The 19,191-nt window shown below is 69.0% G+C and carries 19 protein-coding genes and 1 pseudogene; 2 read left to right on the forward strand and 18 right to left on the reverse strand.

Annotated features, from left to right (window positions below; genetic code table 11):
• The 4 genes from E1P53_RS00800 to E1P53_RS00815 form a co-directional block, all read right to left on the reverse strand.
• The coding region (locus E1P53_RS00800) for a transglutaminase family protein (protein WP_131733194.1) at positions 1 to 657 on the reverse strand (657 nt) is incomplete at its 3' end.
• Positions 654 to 1,631 (reverse strand): alpha-E domain-containing protein, encoded by a 978-nt coding sequence (locus E1P53_RS00805; RefSeq protein WP_131733195.1) that lies wholly within the window; start codon positions 1,629 to 1,631, stop codon positions 654 to 656. The genes E1P53_RS00800 and E1P53_RS00805, both read right to left, overlap by 4 nt.
• On the reverse strand, positions 1,628 to 3,403 hold the full coding sequence (locus E1P53_RS00810) for a circularly permuted type 2 ATP-grasp protein (RefSeq protein WP_131733196.1): 1,776 nt from the start codon (positions 3,401 to 3,403) through the stop codon (positions 1,628 to 1,630). The genes E1P53_RS00805 and E1P53_RS00810 overlap by 4 nt, the downstream gene beginning before the upstream one ends.
• A gap of 83 nt (positions 3,404 to 3,486) precedes the next feature.
• Positions 3,487 to 4,641, reverse strand: coding sequence for a sulfotransferase family protein (locus tag E1P53_RS00815; RefSeq protein WP_131733197.1), 1,155 nt, complete (start codon positions 4,639 to 4,641; stop codon positions 3,487 to 3,489).
• A 228-nt stretch (positions 4,642 to 4,869) separates the two neighbouring features.
• Between E1P53_RS00815 and rpsT the strand changes: the two genes are divergently transcribed.
• Positions 4,870 to 5,133 (forward strand): 30S ribosomal protein S20, encoded by a 264-nt coding sequence (gene rpsT, locus E1P53_RS00820; RefSeq protein ID WP_006899815.1) that lies wholly within the window; start codon positions 4,870 to 4,872, stop codon positions 5,131 to 5,133.
• 210 nt (positions 5,134 to 5,343) lie between these two features.
• Here the strand turns inward: rpsT and holA are convergent, their stop codons facing one another.
• From holA to E1P53_RS21185, 14 genes and pseudogenes are all read right to left on the reverse strand, one after another.
• Positions 5,344 to 6,312: a DNA polymerase III subunit delta gene (gene holA, locus E1P53_RS00825; RefSeq protein WP_006899816.1), complete on the reverse strand. Its 969-nt coding sequence runs from the start codon at positions 6,310 to 6,312 to the stop codon at positions 5,344 to 5,346.
• A 170-nt stretch (positions 6,313 to 6,482) separates the two neighbouring features.
• The gene (locus E1P53_RS00830; protein WP_131733198.1) at positions 6,483 to 7,877 is read right to left on the reverse strand and encodes a ComEC/Rec2 family competence protein; all 1,395 of its coding nucleotides are present in this window, start codon (positions 7,875 to 7,877) and stop codon (positions 6,483 to 6,485) included.
• 3 nt (positions 7,878 to 7,880) lie between these two features.
• The gene (locus E1P53_RS00835) at positions 7,881 to 8,921 is read right to left on the reverse strand and encodes a ComEA family DNA-binding protein (protein WP_131733315.1); all 1,041 of its coding nucleotides are present in this window, start codon (positions 8,919 to 8,921) and stop codon (positions 7,881 to 7,883) included.
• A gap of 148 nt (positions 8,922 to 9,069) precedes the next feature.
• Positions 9,070 to 9,195, reverse strand: coding sequence for a hypothetical protein (locus E1P53_RS20915; RefSeq protein WP_255218595.1), 126 nt, complete (start codon positions 9,193 to 9,195; stop codon positions 9,070 to 9,072).
• Between the two features lie 365 nt (positions 9,196 to 9,560).
• The gene (locus E1P53_RS00840; RefSeq protein ID WP_006899820.1) at positions 9,561 to 10,421 is read right to left on the reverse strand and encodes a DegV family protein; all 861 of its coding nucleotides are present in this window, start codon (positions 10,419 to 10,421) and stop codon (positions 9,561 to 9,563) included.
• Between the two features lie 104 nt (positions 10,422 to 10,525).
• Positions 10,526 to 11,704 carry an IS30 family transposase gene (locus E1P53_RS00845; protein WP_131733316.1) on the reverse strand — a complete coding sequence of 393 codons (1,179 nt, stop codon included), beginning with the start codon at positions 11,702 to 11,704 and terminating at the stop codon, positions 10,526 to 10,528.
• Between the two features lie 278 nt (positions 11,705 to 11,982).
• Positions 11,983 to 12,714: a diglucosylglycerate octanoyltransferase gene (gene octT / locus E1P53_RS00850; RefSeq protein ID WP_083900210.1), complete on the reverse strand. Its 732-nt coding sequence runs from the start codon at positions 12,712 to 12,714 to the stop codon at positions 11,983 to 11,985.
• Between the two features lie 41 nt (positions 12,715 to 12,755).
• Positions 12,756 to 13,469, reverse strand: a complete 714-nt coding sequence (locus tag E1P53_RS00855) for a histidine phosphatase family protein (protein ID WP_006899822.1) — start codon at positions 13,467 to 13,469, stop codon at positions 12,756 to 12,758.
• Positions 13,466 to 13,828 (reverse strand): ribosome silencing factor, encoded by a 363-nt coding sequence (rsfS, locus tag E1P53_RS00860; protein WP_006899823.1) that lies wholly within the window; start codon positions 13,826 to 13,828, stop codon positions 13,466 to 13,468. Before rsfS ends, E1P53_RS00855 begins: the two co-directional genes overlap by 4 nt.
• A 168-nt stretch (positions 13,829 to 13,996) precedes the next feature.
• Positions 13,997 to 14,731: pseudogene (nadD, locus tag E1P53_RS00865) on the reverse strand (nicotinate-nucleotide adenylyltransferase); the annotation flags it as partial.
• Between the two features lie 30 nt (positions 14,732 to 14,761).
• Positions 14,762 to 16,156, reverse strand: a complete 1,395-nt coding sequence (locus E1P53_RS00870; RefSeq protein ID WP_006899825.1) for a vWA domain-containing protein — start codon at positions 16,154 to 16,156, stop codon at positions 14,762 to 14,764.
• Complete coding sequence (locus E1P53_RS00875) at positions 16,156 to 17,073, reverse strand: AAA family ATPase (protein ID WP_006899826.1); 918 nt, start codon at positions 17,071 to 17,073, stop codon at positions 16,156 to 16,158. Before E1P53_RS00875 ends, E1P53_RS00870 begins: the two co-directional genes overlap by 1 nt.
• The gene (locus E1P53_RS00880; protein ID WP_131733200.1) at positions 17,073 to 18,356 is read right to left on the reverse strand and encodes a glutamate-5-semialdehyde dehydrogenase; all 1,284 of its coding nucleotides are present in this window, start codon (positions 18,354 to 18,356) and stop codon (positions 17,073 to 17,075) included. The genes E1P53_RS00875 and E1P53_RS00880 overlap by 1 nt, the downstream gene beginning before the upstream one ends.
• Positions 18,357 to 18,467: 111 nt before the next feature.
• Entirely contained in the window at positions 18,468 to 18,872 is a 405-nt protein-coding gene (locus E1P53_RS21185; protein ID WP_512745583.1) for a DUF8730 family Cys-rich protein, read from the reverse strand.
• On the opposite strand from E1P53_RS21185, the gene E1P53_RS00885 reads away from it, so the two are divergent.
• Positions 18,806 to 19,105 (forward strand): hypothetical protein, encoded by a 300-nt coding sequence (locus E1P53_RS00885; RefSeq protein WP_006899828.1) that lies wholly within the window; start codon positions 18,806 to 18,808, stop codon positions 19,103 to 19,105. The two genes, E1P53_RS21185 and E1P53_RS00885, sit on opposite strands and share 67 nt — an antisense overlap.
• The last annotated feature ends 86 nt before the right edge of the window (positions 19,106 to 19,191 follow it).

The raw sequence follows: 19,191 nt of genomic DNA on the forward strand, positions 1-19,191 counted from the left end.
ACTCTGGCCCTGGACGGTCTTGTCGATCTTGGCGTCGGGCCTCGGGTGCAGGTACCCGGAGACGTATCGCGCCGGGATCCCCAGCCCGCGGAGCATCACCAGCGTCAGATGCGCGTAGTCCTGGCAGACGCCCTTGCGCTCGTTCCAGGCGTCGACGGCGGTGGTGTGCACGCCGGTCGTACCCGGCACGTACTCCATCTCCTCGTGGACGTACCGGGCGACCGCCTCGACCGTCTCCTCCGGGGTCAGCCCCTTGGCCACCCGCTTGGCCGCCGCGATGAGCTGCCGGTTCCTCGGGACGTACTCGGTGTACGACAGCATCTCGTCGTAGCGGTCCTTGACCTCTTCGCTGTTGAGGTCGTCCCACGTGGCCAGCTCGTCCTCGGGCACGCGCGGCCCGGGCTCGGTCTCCACCACCGACATGCCCGTCACCTCGAGCTCGTCGTGCGGCGCGTGGAGGTCGAAGGCGGTGACCGCGGTGCCCCAGTAGTCGGTGTAGCGGTAGGCACGCGTGGCGGGCACCGTCTCCACACGGTTGACGATGACGTTCTGGCGGGCGTCACTGCGCGGTGTGAGTCGGGCCTCGTTGTACGACGACGTCACCGGGCCGTCGTACGCGAACCCCGTGGAATGGACGACGCGTAGACGCCAGCTCACAGTTCACTCTCCTCGATCACATGGCCATCGCTGACCCGCGCGTCGGCCCACGCGACGTACGGCGACACATGGAAGTACTGGTTGGTGACCGCCTCGTTGACCGCGCGGCAGGTGTCCTGCAGGTCGACGAGGCGGTCCTGCAGGCCGTCGAGCAGCTCCCCGGGTTCGAGGAACTCCAGCGAGCTCCGGGCCCGACCGAGCAGGCGTTGCGCCTCCGCACGGGCACCGACGCGGCTCGCCCCCTTCTCGAGCTGGCCGAGATTGTGTTCGGCGACGCTGAGCGCGTGGAAGATCGACCGCGGGAACAGCCGGTCGAGGAGCATGAACTCGACGATGTTCTCCGCGTCGAGCACGCCGCGGTAGGTGCGCAAGAAGGTGTCGTGCCCGCCCGCGGAGACCAGCACGTTGACCCACGCCGGGGACGACGTGCGATCGCCCGCGCGCGACAGCAGCATGCGGATCGTCATGTCCACGCGCTCCACCGAGCGCCCGAGCAGCAGGTACCGGTAGCCGTCGTCGTGGCTGAGCGTGGCGTCGGCGAGTCCGGCGAACATCGCGGCGCGGTTCTTGATGTACGAGAGGAACTCGTGCGGGCCCAGGCGGCGCGCCCGGCGTTCGGCCGCGTCGAGGCCGTTGTAGGTGGTGTTCAGACACTCCCACAACTCACTGGACGTGACTTCCCTTGCGCCACGCGCATTTTCACGCGCCGCGCGGATCAGGTCGACGATCGACCCCCGGGTGTCGGCGTCATAGGCGACGCGTTCGGTGAGCGACCAGACGTCGAGCTCGGAGTCGGTGTCGGGCGCGACGAGGCCCAGCACCTGGATCACGAGGCGGGCCTGCTGGTCGACGTCGACGGTGGTGTCCTCGAGCAGCTGGTGGATCGCGACGTCGAGGATGCGGGCCATGTCGTCGGCCCGCTCGACGTAGCGGCCGATCCAGTAGAGCGATTCGGCGTTGCGCGCCAGCATCATCGGGCATCACCACCCTGTACGTGTTCGTCGGCGCCCTGTTGCTGTTGCTGTTGCTGCTGGGTCTGGGTGTGAACCGGATCGGGCGCGCTGTCCGCGGGGCGGGCCGCCGCGACCCCGCTGGAGGTGACCACCTTGGTGCCGGACAGCTCGCGCTCGGCCGCGGAGCTGCGGCCGGCGAGCACCCAGGTGTCTTTGGAGCCGCCGCCCTGGCTGGAGTTCACGACGAGCGATCCCTCGGGCAACGCGACGCGGGTGAGGCCGCCGGGCAGAACCCACACCTTCTCGCCGTCGTTGACCGCGAACGGTCGCAGGTCGACGTGCCGCGGCCGGATCACGTCGTCGACCTTGGTGGGCACCGTCGACAGCTGCACGACCGGCTGGGCGATCCATCCGCGCGGGTCGTTGCGCACCTTGCGCGCCAGCGCGTCGAGTTCGGCCTTCGTGGACTCGGGCCCGAACACGATCCCGTATCCGCCCGATCCCTCGACGGGTTTGACGACGAGCTCGTCGATGCGGTCGAGGACCTCCTCGCATTCGTCGGGCAACCAGCAGCGCAGGGTGTCGACGTTCTGCAGGCTCGGTTTCTCGCCGAGGTAGTACTCGATGATCTCGGGCACGTAGGTGTAGATGAGCTTGTCGTCGCCCACGCCGTTGCCGACGGCGCTGGAGATGACCACGTTGCCGGCGCGGGCCGCGTTCAGCAGGCCGGCGACGCCGAACATCGAATCCGGCCGGAACTGCAGCGGATCGAGGAAGTCGTCGTCGATGCGCCGGTAGATGACGTCGACGCGCTGCTCGCCCTCGGTGGTCCGCATGTAGACCACGTTGTCGCGGCAGAAGAGGTCTCGCCCCTCGACGAGCTCGACGCCCATCAGGCGTGCGAGCAGCGAGTGCTCGAAGTACGCCGAGTTCGCGACACCCGGGGTCAGCACGACGACGGTCGGGTCGGCCTCGTTGAAGGCCGCCGACGCACGGAGCGCACGCAGCAGGTGACTCGGGTAGTCGGCGACCGCGCGCACCCGGTGCTTGGCGAACAGGTCCGGGAACACGCGCGACATCGCGCGACGGTTCTCGAGGACGTAGGAAACACCCGACGGCGAACGCAGGTTGTCCTCGAGCACCCGGAAGTCGCCGTTCTCGTCGCGGATCAGGTCGATGCCGGCGACGTGGATGCGAACACCGTTGGGCGGCCTGATGTTTGCGGCCTGCCGATGGAAGTGCTCGCACGAGTGGACGAGACGTTTGGGCAGCACCCCGTCGCGCAGGATCTCCTGCTCGCCGTAGATGTCGTCGAGGAACAACTCGAGCGCCTGCACGCGCTGGGTGATGCCGGCCTCGAGCTTGTTCCACTCGGCGGCCGAAATCACGCGCGGCACAATGTCCAACGGGAACGGACGTTCCTGGCCCGACAACGAGAACGTGACGCCCTGGTCGAGGTAGGCCCGCCCGAGCGCCTCGACGCGCGCCTCCACGACGTCGGACTGCTCCTCGTCGGCGAAGGCCTTGTAGATGCCCCGGTACGGCGGGCGGACCTCGCCCGACGCGTCGAACATCTCGTCATATGCCTTGCCGTAAGGGCCTTTTGAGTACCCCGCGAAGTTGCCGGTGAAACTGTCGGCGCCCGACTTCGCCGACCTGCCCGATCCCGCACCCTTGGCCGTACCCGAGCGCGTCGACGTCGACTTCCCTGATGTGCTCGACGAGCTGGTCTTCGCGGATGCGGCCTTACGCGCCGCCTTCTTGGCGGGCGCGCTTGTCGATGCGGGGGTCATGAATTGTCATGGTGCCCCATGTCGGCGGAATCGGCACGATTGTCGGCAGACATGTCGTACACACCACTGCCCCACCGTTGCGTTCAGGCCGAACGCCGCACCGCGAGCGCCCGGCGGCGCACCCGGCGCACGACGTTGGCGGCCCGCGTCTTCAGCGGCGGCCCGACCTTCGGCAACGGAGCGGCGAGGATCATCTCGGCCATGGTGTCGAGCGCGACGTCGAGGACCTGGCCGTCGGTCGGCATCGGCACGTCGTCGTCGGCCCCGTCTGCGGACACGCGGAGGTCGGCGAGATCGCCGGTCACGTCGTAGCCCGCGTCGCGGATGGCCTCCACCATCTCCGTGGCCAGGCCGGCGGCCCACTGCCGGTGCTTGACGCTCAGCCCCTGCGGCGGGCCGGATTCGGCCTCGAAGAGGATCTCGCCGATCACCTGCCCCTTGATGATGCGCTCGTAGCGCCGCCACTCGATGGTGTCGGGCTGCAGCCGCTGGTTGAGGTGACGCAGGAATTCCGCCTGCGCCGCCGACAGCGAGCTGTTCAGGCTGGGCACCGGGATGGTGAGGGGCGCGGGGTCGACGTTCATCGCGGCGAGGAACCGCTCCCACAGACCGTCGCCCTTCGTCCGGGTGCGCGGCACGGTCACGACGTGCACCCGCTCTGGCCCGACGAACCGCGCCCAGCGCGACAGGATGCCGACGTGGTCCTGGAACTCCCAGAACGGCTCGTCCTCGACGACGGGTTCACCCACCCGATCGGGGTCGGCGCCGCCGACGGCGTTGGATTCCGCGGCGAACGCCACCGAGTCGACGAACTCGTCAAACGACGCGCGACGCTGGTTCTTGACGTTCTCCTGCCACACCGACGGCAGCTGGCGGGCGAGATCGCGCACCGTGGCGATCACGTGCACCTCGTCGGCGAAGGACAGATCGTCGAGGAGTTTCTCGATGTGCTCGGACGTGGCGGTGGAGAACAGCTCGTGCGAGATCAGCGAGGTCTGGGGCCAGGCCCTCATCTGTTTGACGAGCGTCGGCCAGACGCCGGCGAACGCCGGATCGGCCCAGTCCAGATAGCGCTCGGGCTGCAGATGGACCGCGGCGTGGAAGTGATCGGAGATGACGTTGCCCGGGTACAGCAGACCCGACGTTTGTAACGCCAGGTCGCGGTTGCGCCAGAGCCGATCCTGCAGGTGCGTGGTACCGGTCTTGGGCAGACCGATGTGTACATAGACAACGGACATGATGTCTCGAGCCTAGACTTTTGCGCACGATGATTCTTATCGGCGTCCTCGGGCGCCCCGCCGGATTTTGGGCTCGATGAACCCGGCTGGTAATGTTGTCCGCTGTTGCGGTGACGCCGTGAAGTTGCTTCACGAGCCGATCGCCGCGCGGGTGAGCCCGGGTCTGCCGGCGCGCCGCCCGAACCGAACAGACAGACATATCCACCAGCAACGACAGAGGTAACACGCGTGGCGAACATCAAGTCCCAGATCAAGCGCAACCGCACCAACGAGAAGAACCGGCAGCGCAACCAGTCGGTGAAGTCGGAGCTGCGTACCTCGATCCGCCACTTCCGTGAGGCCGTCGACGCCGGTGACAAGGACAAGGCCATCGAGCTCGGCCGCTTCGCCAGCCGCAAGCTGGACAAGGCCGCCAGCAAGGGCGTCATCCACGCCAACCAGGCCGCCAACAAGAAGTCGGCCATCGCGCTCGCGGTCAACAAGCTCGGCTGACACCCCTCGGCCCTCGGGCCGACCACGGCACGCCGCGCCGTCACATGTTCATACTCGCGTTCACCCCGGCAGCATCCACGCGGTTGCCGGGGTGATCGTCGTCGGTGGGGTCGGCGTGATTGCGACGACGAGCCGGGGTTCACCGACCCGGCCACCGGCCGAGCAGGCGACGACGCAGCGCGGCGCCCGTGCTCCGGTCCCGCCGCTCCCCTACAGTCTCCGTCGCCCGTCCGGCCGCAGTTCGGCCACCGCGGCGACCGCGTGCGCGAGCGCGTAGTCGGCGTCGGCCGCCTGCCCCTTTACGTCGCCGTTGAGCTTGGCGACCACACCGATGGCGCGCGCGATCGATTCGGAGTCCCACGCCTTGGCCTTGGCCTGGACGCTCTTGACGCGGTTCGGGGGCATGCCCAGCTCCGACGCCGCACTGTACGGATCGATGCCGCCCATCGGCCGGACACGCGCGATCGAGTGGACCGCCTCGGCGAGCGCGTCGGCCAGCAGCACGCGCGGCACGCCGTGGTGCATGGCCCACTCGAGGGCCTCCAACGCGCCGGCGCGGTCCCCGTTGACGGCCTTGTCGGCGATCTCGAAGCCGGTCACCTCCGGCCGGCCCTGGTAGTAGAGCTGCACCGTCTCGACGGTGACCTTGCCGCCGGTGTCGGCGACGAGCTGAGCACACGCGGCGGCGAGCTCCCGGAGTTCAGAACCCACCGACTCCACGACCTGTTCGACGACGTCTGCGCTCGCCTTGACCCCGAGAGACCGGAATTCGTTGCGGACGAAGGTCATCCGGTCCGACGGCCACTTCGGTGTCGCGGTCTCGTGTTCGACGGCACCGGCCTTCTTCAGCGCAGCCACCATCGACTTCGCGCGACCGCCGCCGGTGTGGATCACCATCAGGGTGATCCCGTCGGGCAGTGACTTCGCGGTAGCGGTGATGAGCGCCGCCGGCTCCTTGCCCGCCTCGGCAGCGGCCTCGACCACGACGATGCGTTCCTCCGCGAACAGCGACGGGCTCAGCAGCTCGGCGAGCTCGCCCTCGCTGACGTCACCGGCGCGCACGCGGGTCACCGGGACCTGGGTCCCGGCTTCCCTGGACGTCTCCTCGACGACCTTCGAGATCACCCGGCCGGTCAGGAAGTCGTCGTCTCCGAGAAGCAGGTGCAGGCGATCGGTCACGTGCTCATCGTGCCAGATGGGGCGGACAGCGACGCACATGAGACCGAGGGGAGAGTCCCCGTCGCTTCCTCGCCGGGATGCACCCTCCAGCACGCCGCCGGCGACATATCGTCATCCGCTCAGCCTTCGTGGGTGGTCTTCCGGGGCGCCTCCCGGTCCAGGCGTCCGAATCAGCCCGGCCACGGCACGTCCACACTCGCCCACCCGACTCCACCGAGGGTCCGAGCGCACCAGACCATCCACGACAGTTCCGGGCCGAGGGCTCGGACGAGCAACTCGGCGATACCCGCACACACTCCGTCGGGCGGACCGATCGCGCCGATGAGCGCGGCCACCGTCCCGAGGACGCTGATGACCGCGACCACCGGGGCGACGAGCAGGTTCGCGACGACGCCCACGACCGAGATCCGCCCCGTCACCAGCACCAGGATCGGCGCGGTGACGATCTGGGCGGTCACCGCCATCGCGACCGCCTCGGCGAGACCCGCCGGACATCGCCAGCGTCTCAATCGGTCCCGGATGCGGGGCGCCCACAGCACGATCCCGCACGTCGCCGCCACCGACAGCGCGAAGCCGGGCTGCAGGGCCAGTTCCGGCCACCACAGCAGCCCGCCGATGACCGCGGCACCGAGAGCCGGAAACGACTGCGCCCGCCGGGAGGCGAACAACGCCATGACCCCGACCCCGCCCATGAGGGCGGCACGAACGACGCTGGGGGTCGGTCGCACCAGCATCGTGAAACCGGCGATCACCACCAAGCCGATCACCGCCGACGATCGCGGCCCCACCCCGATGCTCCGGACGAGCAGTAGTGCGGCCCCGCAGACGATCGCGAAGTTGGCTCCCGACACCGCCGTCAGATGACTGAGCCCCGCCGCGCGGAAATCGTCACGCAGGTCCTCGTCGAGGCCGGACTCGTCACCGAGGACGAGCCCGGGAAGCAGACCCGCGGCTTCCGGCCCCAACGCACGGGCCGCCACGAGGTGCAGGCGCTGCCGAATCGCGCCGGCCGCGTGCTGGTACGCGGGAGGCCCGCCGACCGGCTTCGGTGCCTGCGCGGTCAGTGACGCGACGAGCAACGAGCGATCCGGCGGCGGACGCACCCGCACGACGGCGGTCACCCGCTGTCCGGGGAGCAACCCCGACCACGCCTGTGCCGAACCACGCAGCTCCGCCGAGGCCGACGACACCGGATACCGACCGATCTGCTCGACGTCCACCCGCACCCTGATGCGTCCCTGTCGCGCAGGGCCTGTGGGCGTCGGGTCACCGCGCAAGGTCATCACGACGGTCTGTTTTCCCGAGAGGTGTGCGAGCGGGTGGTCGACCCGCGCGTCCTGCCGAATCGCCATCGACGCCGCGCACGCGCACGCGAGACCTGTCGCGATGATCCCGAGACCGACGATGTCCCAGGGCATTCGACCACGCGCACAGGCGATTCCGAGCACGACGGCGACCGTGCCGGAGGCGGCCGCGAGACCGATGGTGACGCCGAGCGGGGCCACCAGTCCACATATCGTCGACGCCCACACCACCACCGCCGGCACGAGAAGCCGGAAGTCCATCGCTCAGACCGTCACGCGGTCGCGCAGTTTGGCCAGCCGTGCTGCGCCGATGCCGTCGACCTCGGCGAGTTGATCGACAGAGGTGAAGCGTCCGTTGCGCTGCCGCCAGTCGATGATCGCCTTCGCGGTCACCGGGCCGATGCCGGGCAGCGTGTCGAGCTCTGCCTCGGTGGCGGTGTTCAGATTGACCTTCCCGCCGCCGTCCCGCGAACCCGCCTCCGCCGCGGGGCCGTCCGGAGCCCCTGCCGGCTCCGTGGACCCACCACTGCTCCCCGACGCACCGACGACCGCGCTCTTCAACGACATCTGGCCTTGACCGCCCGCATATCCGACCAGGATCTGATCACCGTCGCGAAGGACCTGAGCGAGGTTGAGTGACAAAAGATCTGCGTCCTTACGCGTGCCACCGGCCTTCTCGATCGCGTCGGCGACCCGCGCGCCGGACGGCAACCGCACGAGGCCGGCGTCGTTGACCAGGCCGACGACGCTCACCACGATCTCGCCCGGCGTCGTACCCGGTTGCGGCGAGGACGGGCCGCTCGGTTCCGTCGTGGCACCCGGAACCGTCGTCGCACCCGGTGCCGCCGAGGCCGAACCACCCGCGGGTGCACCGAAATCCACGACAGGCGCGGGGTCCGATCCCCGGAAGAGTCCGAAAGCAGCCACAGCACAGGCGATCACCCCGACCGCGATGAGTGCGAGGGCTCCGGGCGGCGCGATCGCGAACCGCCGACGGGGCACCGGGTCCTCATCGTCCCAGAATCCTTCCCGTTCTTCGTCATCCGCGTCGAGGACGTCGTCGAATCGGCTACGCCGGCGCCCGAACCCACCACGTGCCGGCTCCGCCGACCGCGGACCCTCCGACCGGTGGTGCGTCGACCGGTCTTCTCTGCCGGGTTCGGGTGCCAGCCAGGTGGGCATCGCGCCGATCCCCCAGCCCGGGTGATCGGCCTCGTCGGCCGGCCCTGCGCCCGAGCCGTTGCCGACACCTTCAGACGATTCCGGCTCCCTGGCCGATTCTCCGTCGCACGGCCGCACGGGCATATCGACCGGTCCGAGACGGTCCAGTGGGTTGGGTCGCCCTGCTGCGCTCATGCCGCACGACGATAGGCCCGCTAACCTCCCCGCACCGGCCCGGTGGAGCGGGCCCCGGGATATCTGGGGACGGTGCGGGGTTGTGAACAGCCGGGAGTCAGTCGGGCAGACGGGTGCCGTCGAGCGCCACCGGATCGGCCCACGGCACCGGCAACTCCGGCACGTCCACGTCCACTCCGATCCGCGAGCCGCGCTCGGGCACGTGGTCGACGACAGACGCCACCGGGTTCAGACGCTCGGCGAAGATCGCGTCCGGAGCAGTGAATTCCGTTGGGACGCATCGGACAATCCGCAGTCTCTCGAACCGGTCGCCGCGAGGCGCAACGTTCTCGACGTCACGCCGTCCCCCGGCAGGTCCCGAACGGTGAATCTCTCGGTCCGGCATTCGACCCGGTCGGACCGATCCGATCGGCGATCTCGCCGGCAGTCCGCTCGTCTGGCGCCGATCCCGCCGGCAACTCCTTCTCCGGATCGTCATCGCAGCGGGCGATGATCAGCATCACCTCGGATTCCGGGGATGTCCGTCGCGCCATGTCCTCGGCCCTCCGGACGAGCGCCGCCAGGAGCACGACGGCCGTCCCCCACGCCTCAGCGCGCCTCGATCCCCTCGATCGGATCGAGGTGCGAGGCGATGACGACGCCCACCGCTCCCGGGCCGACATGAGGACCGAGGATCGGCCCGAGCTCGACGACCAGCTCCGAGGTGACCATCCGCAATCGACCGCGGAGGGTCTCGAGGAGCTCCTCGGCGACGACCGGACTCTCGCAATGCTGGATGCCGACCGTGACCGCCCGCCCGCCGGCGCACTCGACCGCGGCGTCGACCATCTTGTCCAGCGCCTTGGAGTAGGTGCGGTGGCGCTCCCGCAACTGCAGCGTGCCGTCGACCATGTGCAGGATCGGCTTGATCGACAGTGCCGACCCGAACAGCTTGCCCGCGGCACTGATCCGGCCGCTCTGACGCAGGTTGTCGAGCTGCTGCACGGCGAGCAGGGAGTCGACGGTGGCGGCCTGACGGATCGCGGACTCGTAGACACGGTCGCGGTCAGCGCCGGCGGCTGCGGCCTGTGCCGCCGCGATGGCGGTGAAACCGACTGCGAGACCGACGGATCGGGAATCGACGATGCGGACCTGGCCGGAGAACCTCTCCGCCGCCAGCCGCGCCGAGCTCCACGTACCCGACAGTTTCCGGGACAGATGAACCGCGACCACACCGTCGCCCTCACTGGCCTCGAGCGCGGATTCGAAGTACTCGGTCAGCTCCGCAGGATTGGCGCCCGACGTCGTCACCCCGGGAGTCGAGGACAGGTTCTCCGGGATGGGGTCGATGCCCTCGCGATAGTCCTTGTCGTCATACGACACGTGCAGTGGCACCTGACGGATCCCGTAGTGCGCGGCCACCGACTCCGGCAGCCGAGACGACGAATCTGTGACGACGACGACAGGCACCCGTCTAACTTAACCGGTTCCACGCAGCCGCATCACATCGGTTCTCCACGAACGACCCCGCTTCCGGGACGGCGGATTCAAGGGGTCCTCGCAACACCTGATGGTTAGACGGCTATCAGTAGATCACGCAGACGCTCGGCTGGAGCTTTCCAGTCGAGCGTTTTGCGTGGGCGACGGTTGAGTTTCTGGGCGACGAGTTCGAGGTCCTGGGGTCCGTAGACGCTCAAGTCGGTTCCCTTCGGAAAGTATTGGCGCAGTAAGCCGTTGGTGTTCTCGTTTGATCCGCGTTGCCAGGGTGAGTGCGGGTCGCAGAAATAGACCGGTACTCCGGTGGCAACAGTGAACTGGTTGTGGGCTGCCATCTCGCATCCCTGGTCCCAGGTCAGCGAACCGCGCAGGTGTTGGGGTAGTGATCCGATCAGCGGTACCAGCACGTCACGGACTTCCTCAGCGGTGTGCCCGCCCGGGAGGTGTCCGAGCATGACGTAGCGGGTGGAACGTTCAACCAGGGTCACGATCGCGGACTCGCTGCGAGTGCCGACGATCAGATCGCCTTCCCAATGTCCTGGCACGGCCCGGTCCTCGACCTCGGCTGGACGGTCGGAGATCATCACCATGTCGTCAATGAACCGCTTGGTGCGCTGTTCGGCCTTGCGATGAGGTTTGCGTCGGGTCCGCCCGGTCCGCAACGCCGTCGCGACCTCGCGGCGCAGCCCTCCTCGAGCCTGGACGTAGATCGCCTGGTAGATGGTTTCGGTGCTCACTCGCATGCCCTGATCGTCGGGGAACTCGGTCATGAGAGCGTGGCACACCTGCTCCGGGGACCACTGGTCCTGCAACTTGCCGGCGACGTAGTCGCGCAGCGGGCCGGGCTGGGCGAGCTTGGACTCTTTAGGACGCGACCGCGAATGGGTCCATGCACGGTGCGCTCGGTGAGCACGGTAGACGTCCTCGACCGCATAGGCGTCGATCTCGCGTTTGATCGTCGAGGCCGACCGCCTTAACCGCCGGCCGATCTCCCGAAGCGAGTGACCCTCACGGCGCAGATCAGCAATCTGTTCCCGATCGGCCAAGGTCAGGAACCGTGGATGCAGTACCGCTTCCAACTGGGCCAGGGATGGTTCGCCAGTGGCGTCGCGGTAGGTGGTCACACCTGTGGTGTAGTCGATCCGCCGGCCATCAGGATGTAGGCGCGCGTTCCCGACTTTACGGATTCCCCTATCCCAATCCCGGGCAGTGCGGACGTTCACACCGATCTGGGCAGCCGCCTCGCGGCGGCTCACTCCCTTCGCACGGAGTTGGTCGTATCGGGCGCGACCCGGGTGCCCGCCGGTACCGGTCTTGCCGCGACCACGCATCCCCGCCTTACGCACCCACCCGTACGCAGTGTCCCGGCTCATCCCGACGATGCGAGCAGCCTCGCACACGTTCCCGTCCACACGGTCCAACACCGTGAAGAACTCGTCCTTCAACTCCGCAGAATGCACGATCCCCGCAACTTCTTGAAATCCAGGGTGTTGCGGGGATCGCTAGCATCCGCCGACCATCTGCGGGCCCGGACCTACTCGGCCCTGGCCTCCTGCGTCCCGGCCCCGCCGGTCCTGAGCGCCTCGACGACCGGCACCACTTCGTCGGCGATCCGCCGGTGACACTCGAAACCCCAGTGGATGCCGTCGGGGTTCATCTCGGTGTCCGGGTCGCCGAACGCGTCCCGGGTGACCGGATAGAAGTCGACCACCGGCAGGTCGTGCGCGTCCGCCCATCGGGCGATCGCGGCCGTCGTGGGAATCCGCCCGGAGTGCACGTGGCCGTAGTAGGGGCTGTCGTGCGTCGGCGGCAGGCACACGACGATCGACAGGTCCGGCCGCAGCTGGGTCAGCGCGCCGCGGATCTTCTCCAGGTACTCCACCGTCACCTTCGGCGGCAGCGCCAGCGGCCACCCCAGCCTCGACCCGCGCGGCTGCACCCACGAGTACGCCGCACGCACCAGCTGGCGCAGCCGGCTCGGCCGCACATAGCGGATCTGCTCGCGCAACGCGGTCGGCAACGGCGACGGCAGGGAATCCATGCCGCCGAACGCGAGAACGACGACGTCGGCGAGCGGGACCGTGGCCCAGATGTTCGGGTCCTGGGTCAGCGCCCACCACACGTCCCGGCTGGTCCATCCGATCCGGCCGAAGAGCCGCACCGGCATCCCCAGATCGGAACCGACCAGCGACGGCCAGATCCGCGGATCGTCCGACGGCAACCCGCCCGTCGGCCCGTAATAGGCGAGCGAGTCCGACAGGACCATCACGCAGCGTTCGCCGGAACCGCCGGCCCGTACGACGTGCGTCACTGAACGGCTGGGTCGGCGTCCTCGGCCGACGCATTCCACACATCGAGGCGCCAGCGCGGGGCGGCGCCGGGCACACCGTGACCCGACAGCTGCACCCAACTGGTGTTCGCCAGGCCGCCGAACACCGGCCAGTTGTCCACCGGCAACCCGAGGAGCGCAGCAGTCATCGCCGCGATCACGCCGCCGTGGGCCACCAGGACCACCGGCGCCTCGGGGTTGTCGCCGACGCCCCAGTCGGGGAACAGCTCGATCAACTCGTCGACCAGCGGGGTCGACCGCTTGGCGACATCGACCCGGCTCTCCCCGCCCGGCGGCGGCCAGGTCGCATCATCGCGCCAGACGACTCGTGCGCCCGGCATCGCCGCATCGACCTCGTGGTGGGTCATACCCTGCCACTCACCGAGGTGGGTCTCCCGCAGCCGCACATCGGTTCGCACTGTGAGTCCGGTGCGCTGCGCCAGCGCCTCCGCGGTGTCGCGGGCGCGCTTGAGATCCGACGACCAGATGGCCTTCGGCCGGCGCTTCGCCAGCGCAACCGCCGCCGAATGCGCCTGCCGCACACCGAGGTCGGAGAGATCGGTGTCGAGTTGACCCTGCATACGGCTCGTCGCGTTGTACTCGGTCTGTCCGTGGCGCAACAGGATCAGGCGACGCACCACCGGGGTGAGACGTTCGACGGCGGTGTCATGGGTGTCGGGACCACCGCTCACGAGATGCCTTCCACCTCGATCGTCGGGCAGTCCTTCCACAGACTCTCCAACGCATAGAAGCGACGCTCGTCGGTGTGCTGGATGTGCACCACGATGTCGGCGTAGTCGAGCAGCGCCCAGCGACCCTCACGGGTGCCCTCGCGACGCAACGGCTTGTGACCGGCCTCGCGCAGCTTGTCCTCCACCTCGTCGACGATCGCGTTGACCTGCCGCTCGTTGTCCGCCGACGCGATCACGAAGCAGTCGGTGATCACCAGCTGCTCCGACACGTCGATCACCGTCACGTCGTGGGCGAGCTTGTCCGCGGCCGCAAGAGCAGCCACCTTGGCCATCTCCACCGCTTCAGCTGACGCAGTCACTCAAGTCCTCTCGATATCACTTCCGGGTCGTCGCCCGCTCGATGCTCTCGGTCTCCGGGACGGTGTCGGCACCCCCCCACCGCCCGCTCGCTCCGCTCCCGGCGCGGCACCCCCACCGCCCGCTCGCTCCGCTCCCGGCGCGGCACCCCCACCGCCCGCTCGCTCCGCTCCCGGCGCGGCACCCCCACCGCCCGCTCGCTCCGCTCCCGGCGCGGCACCCCCACCGCCCGCTCGCTCCGCTCCCGGCGCGGAGACCCCCGGGGACGACGCCCGAGGCGCACGATACAGCTTCCGCTTCGCGATGTACTGCACGACGCCGTCGGGCACCAGGTACCAGACCGGCCGTCCCTGGGCCGCCCGCGTCCGGCACTCCGTCGACGAGATCGACAGCGCCGGGATCTCCAGCAGGGTGAGCGTGTCGGCCGGCAACTGCTCGAGGTGCTTCGCCAGGTGCGTGGCGTCGAGCTTGTAACCGGGCCGGCTGACGCCGACGAACCGGGCGAGGTCGAACAGCTCCTCCCAGTCCTGCCACGACAGGATCGACTCCAGCGCATCGGCGCCGGTGATGAAGTACAACTGGGCGTCGGGCAGCTGCTTGTGCAGGTCGCGCAGGGTGTCGACGGTGTAGGTGTCGCCCTCGCGATCGATGTCGACGCGGCTCACGCTGAACTGCGGGTTCGACGCCGTCGCGATGACCGTCATCAGGTACCGGTCCTCGGGCGGGCTGACCATCGCGTGCTCGCCCAGCTTCTGCCACGGGCGTCCGGTCGGCACGAAGATCACCTCGTCCAGCTCGAAGCGATGGGCGACCTCGCTCGCAGCCACGAGGTGGCCGTTGTGGATCGGGTCGAACGTGCCACCCATGACGCCGATTCGGCGCGCACGACGGCGGTCGGTTGACATGGACGGTCAGTCTACGCGGTGCCGCCGGGCTCAGACCGGCAGCAGGTCGGCGATGACGGTGCCGAGCTGGGTGGCGTTGCGGCATTCGAACATGTCGATCACCTCCGCGTAGTCGGGGGCGGCCGAGTCGCCGGTCCCCCAGTGCTCTTTGGCCTCCGGGTTCAGCCAGTACGCGTGACGTGCGCGTTCGACGAGTTCGGCGAGCGCATCGGTGTGCGCGTCGTGGTAGTTGTTCCGGGCGTCGCCGAGGATCAGCAGCGCACCGCGGTGGGTCAGCGACTCCCCGTACTCGCTGACGAATCCGGCCAGCATGTTGCCGTAGTCGGAGTGGCCGTCGCGGGTCGAGATGCGCGCGGTGGAGATCATGTGGTGCATCGCCGCGCCGAAGTCCTCCTCGCCGTGGTCGAAGTAGTCGGTGACCTCGTCGACGGTGTCGACGAAGGCGAACACCCGCACCTTCGAGAACTGTTGCCGCAGGGCGTACACCAGCCGGAGAGTGAACTGGCTGAACCCGGCGACCGAACCGCTGACGTCGCAGATGATGATCAGCTCGGGCCGCCCCGGGCGCGGTTTGCGATGGCTCAGCTCGATCGGGACCCCACCGGTGGACATCGACGCGCGCAACGTCTTCCGGACGTCGACCGCGCCCCGGTGCGCCCGGCGCCGACGCGTCTCGAGCTTCGCCGCGAGCAGACGGGCCAGCGGCTCGATGGTCTTGCGGATCTCGACCTGCTCCTTCGCGCCGGCAGACAGGAAGTTGACGTTCTCCGGCAGCGGCGGCACCGCGTACGCCCCGACCTTCTCGCGGCCGTTGCGATCGGCCATGCGACGCTGCGTCTCCCGCTCGATGGCGGCCCGCAGGTCGGCCGCCTTCTGACGGGCCGCCTGCCGATAGAGTTCCCCGGTGCCCGGCCGGCCGCCGTCCCCGTCGCCACTGTCCATCGCCGCGGCGATCTTGGCGATGAGCGTCTGCGGGTTGACCGCGGAGATGGCCTGATACGCCGAGAACGCCTCCCCCTTGGTGCTCCCGTAGCGGCCGAGTTCGTCGACGATCATCGCGATCGCCTGGTCGAGTCGTCCGTCGTTCGCGGCGGTGTCGTCGGCGAGCATCTCCGCGAGCGCGTCGCGGACCGCCTCGACGTCGAGGTTCCCGTCCTCGTCGCGGGGCAGATCCTCGGTGACGGTGCGCATCCCGGCGCCGATCGGGAACCAGAGGTCGAAGACGCGGTCGAACACCGGTCGGTGCGAGTGGTCGACGAGGAGCGTGGTGGCGAGACCCTCACGCAGGCGGGGCCGCTCGAGGAGATCGAGGACCTCCATCGCCGACGCGGCGTCGATCAGCGCAGAGGGTCCGACGACGATCCCGCGCCGGCGCAGCTCATCGACGAAGTCGGTGAGATGGTCGACGAGCGGTGTCGTCGTCATCAGCCCAGCTTGAGTTCTTTGAGGGCCGTCTTCAGGTCGGGACGGTGCTTGAGCACGACCCCGAGGGTGCGGGCGATCAGTCCGTCGTCGAGCCCGCTCTTCTTGGCGTCCGCCTGCTCCCCCGCCCCGAGCGCGAGAAGCGTGTTGGCCCAGTCGATGGTCTCGGCCACCGACGGCTTCTTGCGGATGTCCAGCGTGCGCAGCACCCCGACGATCCGGACAAGTTCCGCGCTCAGCGACGCCGACAGATTCGGCACCCGCGACGCGAGGATCTCCTTCTCCCGCTCGGCGTCGGGGAAGTCGATGTAGAGGTACAGGCAGCGTCGCTTGAGCGCCTCGGACAGCTCACGGGTCGCGTTGGAGGTGAGCAGCACGATCGGGCGACGCTGCGCCGCAACGGTCCCCATCTCGGGAATGGTGATCGCGAAGTCGCTGAGCACCTCGAGCAGCAGGCCCTCCATGTCGACGTCGGCCTTGTCGACCTCGTCGATGAGCAGCACGGTCGATCCCTCGCGCGAGATCGCCTTCAGCAGCGGACGGGGCAGCAGGAACTCCTCGGAGAAGATGTCCGCCTTGGCCTCGTCCCAGGCGCGGGTGCCCGTCGCCTGGATGTGCAGGATCTGCTTGGCGTGGTTCCACTCGTAGAGTGCGCGCGCCTCGTCGATGCCCTCGTAGCACTGCAGGCGGACGAGTTCGGCGTCGGTGGCCGCGGCGATCGCCTTGGCCAGCTCGGTCTTGCCGACGCCCGCCGGCCCTTCGACGAGCAGCGGCTTGCCCAGCCGATCGGCGAGGAAGGTCGACGTCGCGGTGGCGTCGTCGGCGAGGTAACCGGTCTCGCGCAGACGCGCGACGACCTCGTCGACGGAGGCGAAGGACGGGACGACGGCGGGGCCGGCCACCGGCTGCGGGGTGCTCATCACGCCGGCCGAACGTGGCCGTTGCCCCAGACCAGCCACTTGGTGGAGGTCAGTTCGGGCAGGCCCATCGGGCCGCGGGCGTGCAGCTTCTGGGTGGAGATGCCGATCTCGGCGCCGAAGCCGAACTGCTCGCCGTCGGTGAACGCGGTGGAGGCGTTGACCATGACCGCGGCGGCGTCGACCCGCTGGGTGAACTCGTCGGCGGCCGACAGGTCGGTGGTGATGATCGCCTCGGTGTGCCCGGTGCCGTAGGTGTCGATGTGGGCGACCGCGGCATCGAGGTCCTCGACGACCTTCATCGCGATGTCCATCGACAGGTACTCGTTGGCCCAGTCCTCCTCGGTGGCCGGCTCCATGCCGGGCTCGTCGCCGTGGATGACCACGCCCTGCGACTGCAGTACCTGGGTGATGCGCGGCAGCGCGTCGGCGGCGATCGCCTTGTCGATGAGGACGGTCTCCGCGGTGTTGCAGACACTCGGGCGACGGGTCTTGGAGTTGAGGATCACTCGCACCGCGACGTCGAGGTCGGCGAGGGCGTGCACGTACACGTGGCAGTTGCCGACGCCGGTCTCGATGGTGGGGACGGTCGCGTTGGACACGACCGCCTCGATCAGCCCGGCACCGCCACGCGGGATCACCACGTCGACGAGGCCTCGCGCGCGGATGAGAGCGGTGACGCTCGAACGGTCTTCACTCGGCAGCAGCGACACCGCGTCAGCGCTGACGCCCTTGGCCGTCAGCGTCTCACGGAGGATGCGGACGAGCTCGGCATTCGACGACGCGGCCGACGACGACCCGCGCAGAAGGACCGCATTGCCGGACTTGAAGGCGATGCCGAACGCGTCGACGGTGACGTTGGGGCGGGCCTCGTAGACGATGCCGACGACACCGAGCGGGACCCGCACCTGCCGCAGCTGCAGCCCGTTCGGGAGGGTCTTGCCCGCGGTGATCTCACCGATCGGATCGGGCAGGTTGGCGACCTGGCGCAGACCGTTGGCGATTCCGACGACCCGCTCGGGGGTCAGTCGCAGCCGGTCGAGGAGGCTGGCCTCGGTGCCCGCCGCCTCGGCGCGCGCGATGTCGTCGGCGTTGGCCGCGAGGATCGACTCCGAGGCGGCCTCGAGAGCGTCGGCTGCGGCGAGCAGCACCTCGTTCTTGTCCGCGGTGGTCAGGCCGCCCAGCGTGCGGGACGCGGCCTTGGCGGCCTTGGCCAGGCCGAGGACGGCCTTCTCGACATCGGTGTCGCCGGCAGCGACAGAAGGCTCTGCGGTGGGTGCGCTCATCAACATCCTCGACTTCGCGGGTGGTCGCCGCGGCGTGCCCGCCGCGGGAAAAGTGCCGGTGTCAAGAGTAGCGCCGAGCCGAGTCCGCCCCCAAGGAGATATCCGGTCCGCTCAGGCCCGAGACCACCACTTCGACCGCCGACCCGAGGCCCGCGGGTGCCCGTCACACCACCTCGACGCGGGGACCTGGCTCTTGATGGCGTCGACGTGACGGCCGCAGCCCGACCACGTCGTCTTTCCACAGGTCTTGCAGGTCACGGGTCGACACACGCCGCCTGTCCTTTCGTCGTCTGTTCGAGATACTTCAATATACCCCCTGGGGTATATTGCCGAGTGCCCCGTCAGCCCGATCCGCCGCGCGTGACGAGCGCGAAGATTTGCTATCGTGAATTGCGTCTGCACTCCGACACGGGGTGAATGGCTGTCGTGTCTATCGGGGAGAAGATTCGATGACGTTGCTGACGCATGCCCTCGAGGGGGCTCATGTTCTGCAGTCGGCGCCCTCGAGCGCCGCACTCGCCTGGTTCCGACGTTTCACGACATCCGCGGCCGCCCGGGTTCTCGCCTTCGTCGGCGGCTGCGCGATGCTCTTCGCCGCCGCGGCGTTCCTGCCGGCCATCGCCTTCGAGACACTCACCTGGTCGGCCACGTGGCGGCTGCTCGGCAGTCTCGTTCTCGCCGGCGTGGGGGCGCTGTCGTTCTGGGTGGGCGCCAGCGGGATCGTCGCGCGCCTGATCGATCCACAATGACCGTGCGGTGCGCGCCGCCACACCTCGGCGCGCACCGACCTCCTCCCACCTGTCCCCTGAGGCCCCGTATCTTCTCGCCCTGCGCA

It is taken from the genome of Gordonia paraffinivorans (assembly GCF_900683595.1).
Taxonomy (GTDB): domain Bacteria; phylum Actinomycetota; class Actinomycetes; order Mycobacteriales; family Mycobacteriaceae; genus Gordonia; species Gordonia paraffinivorans.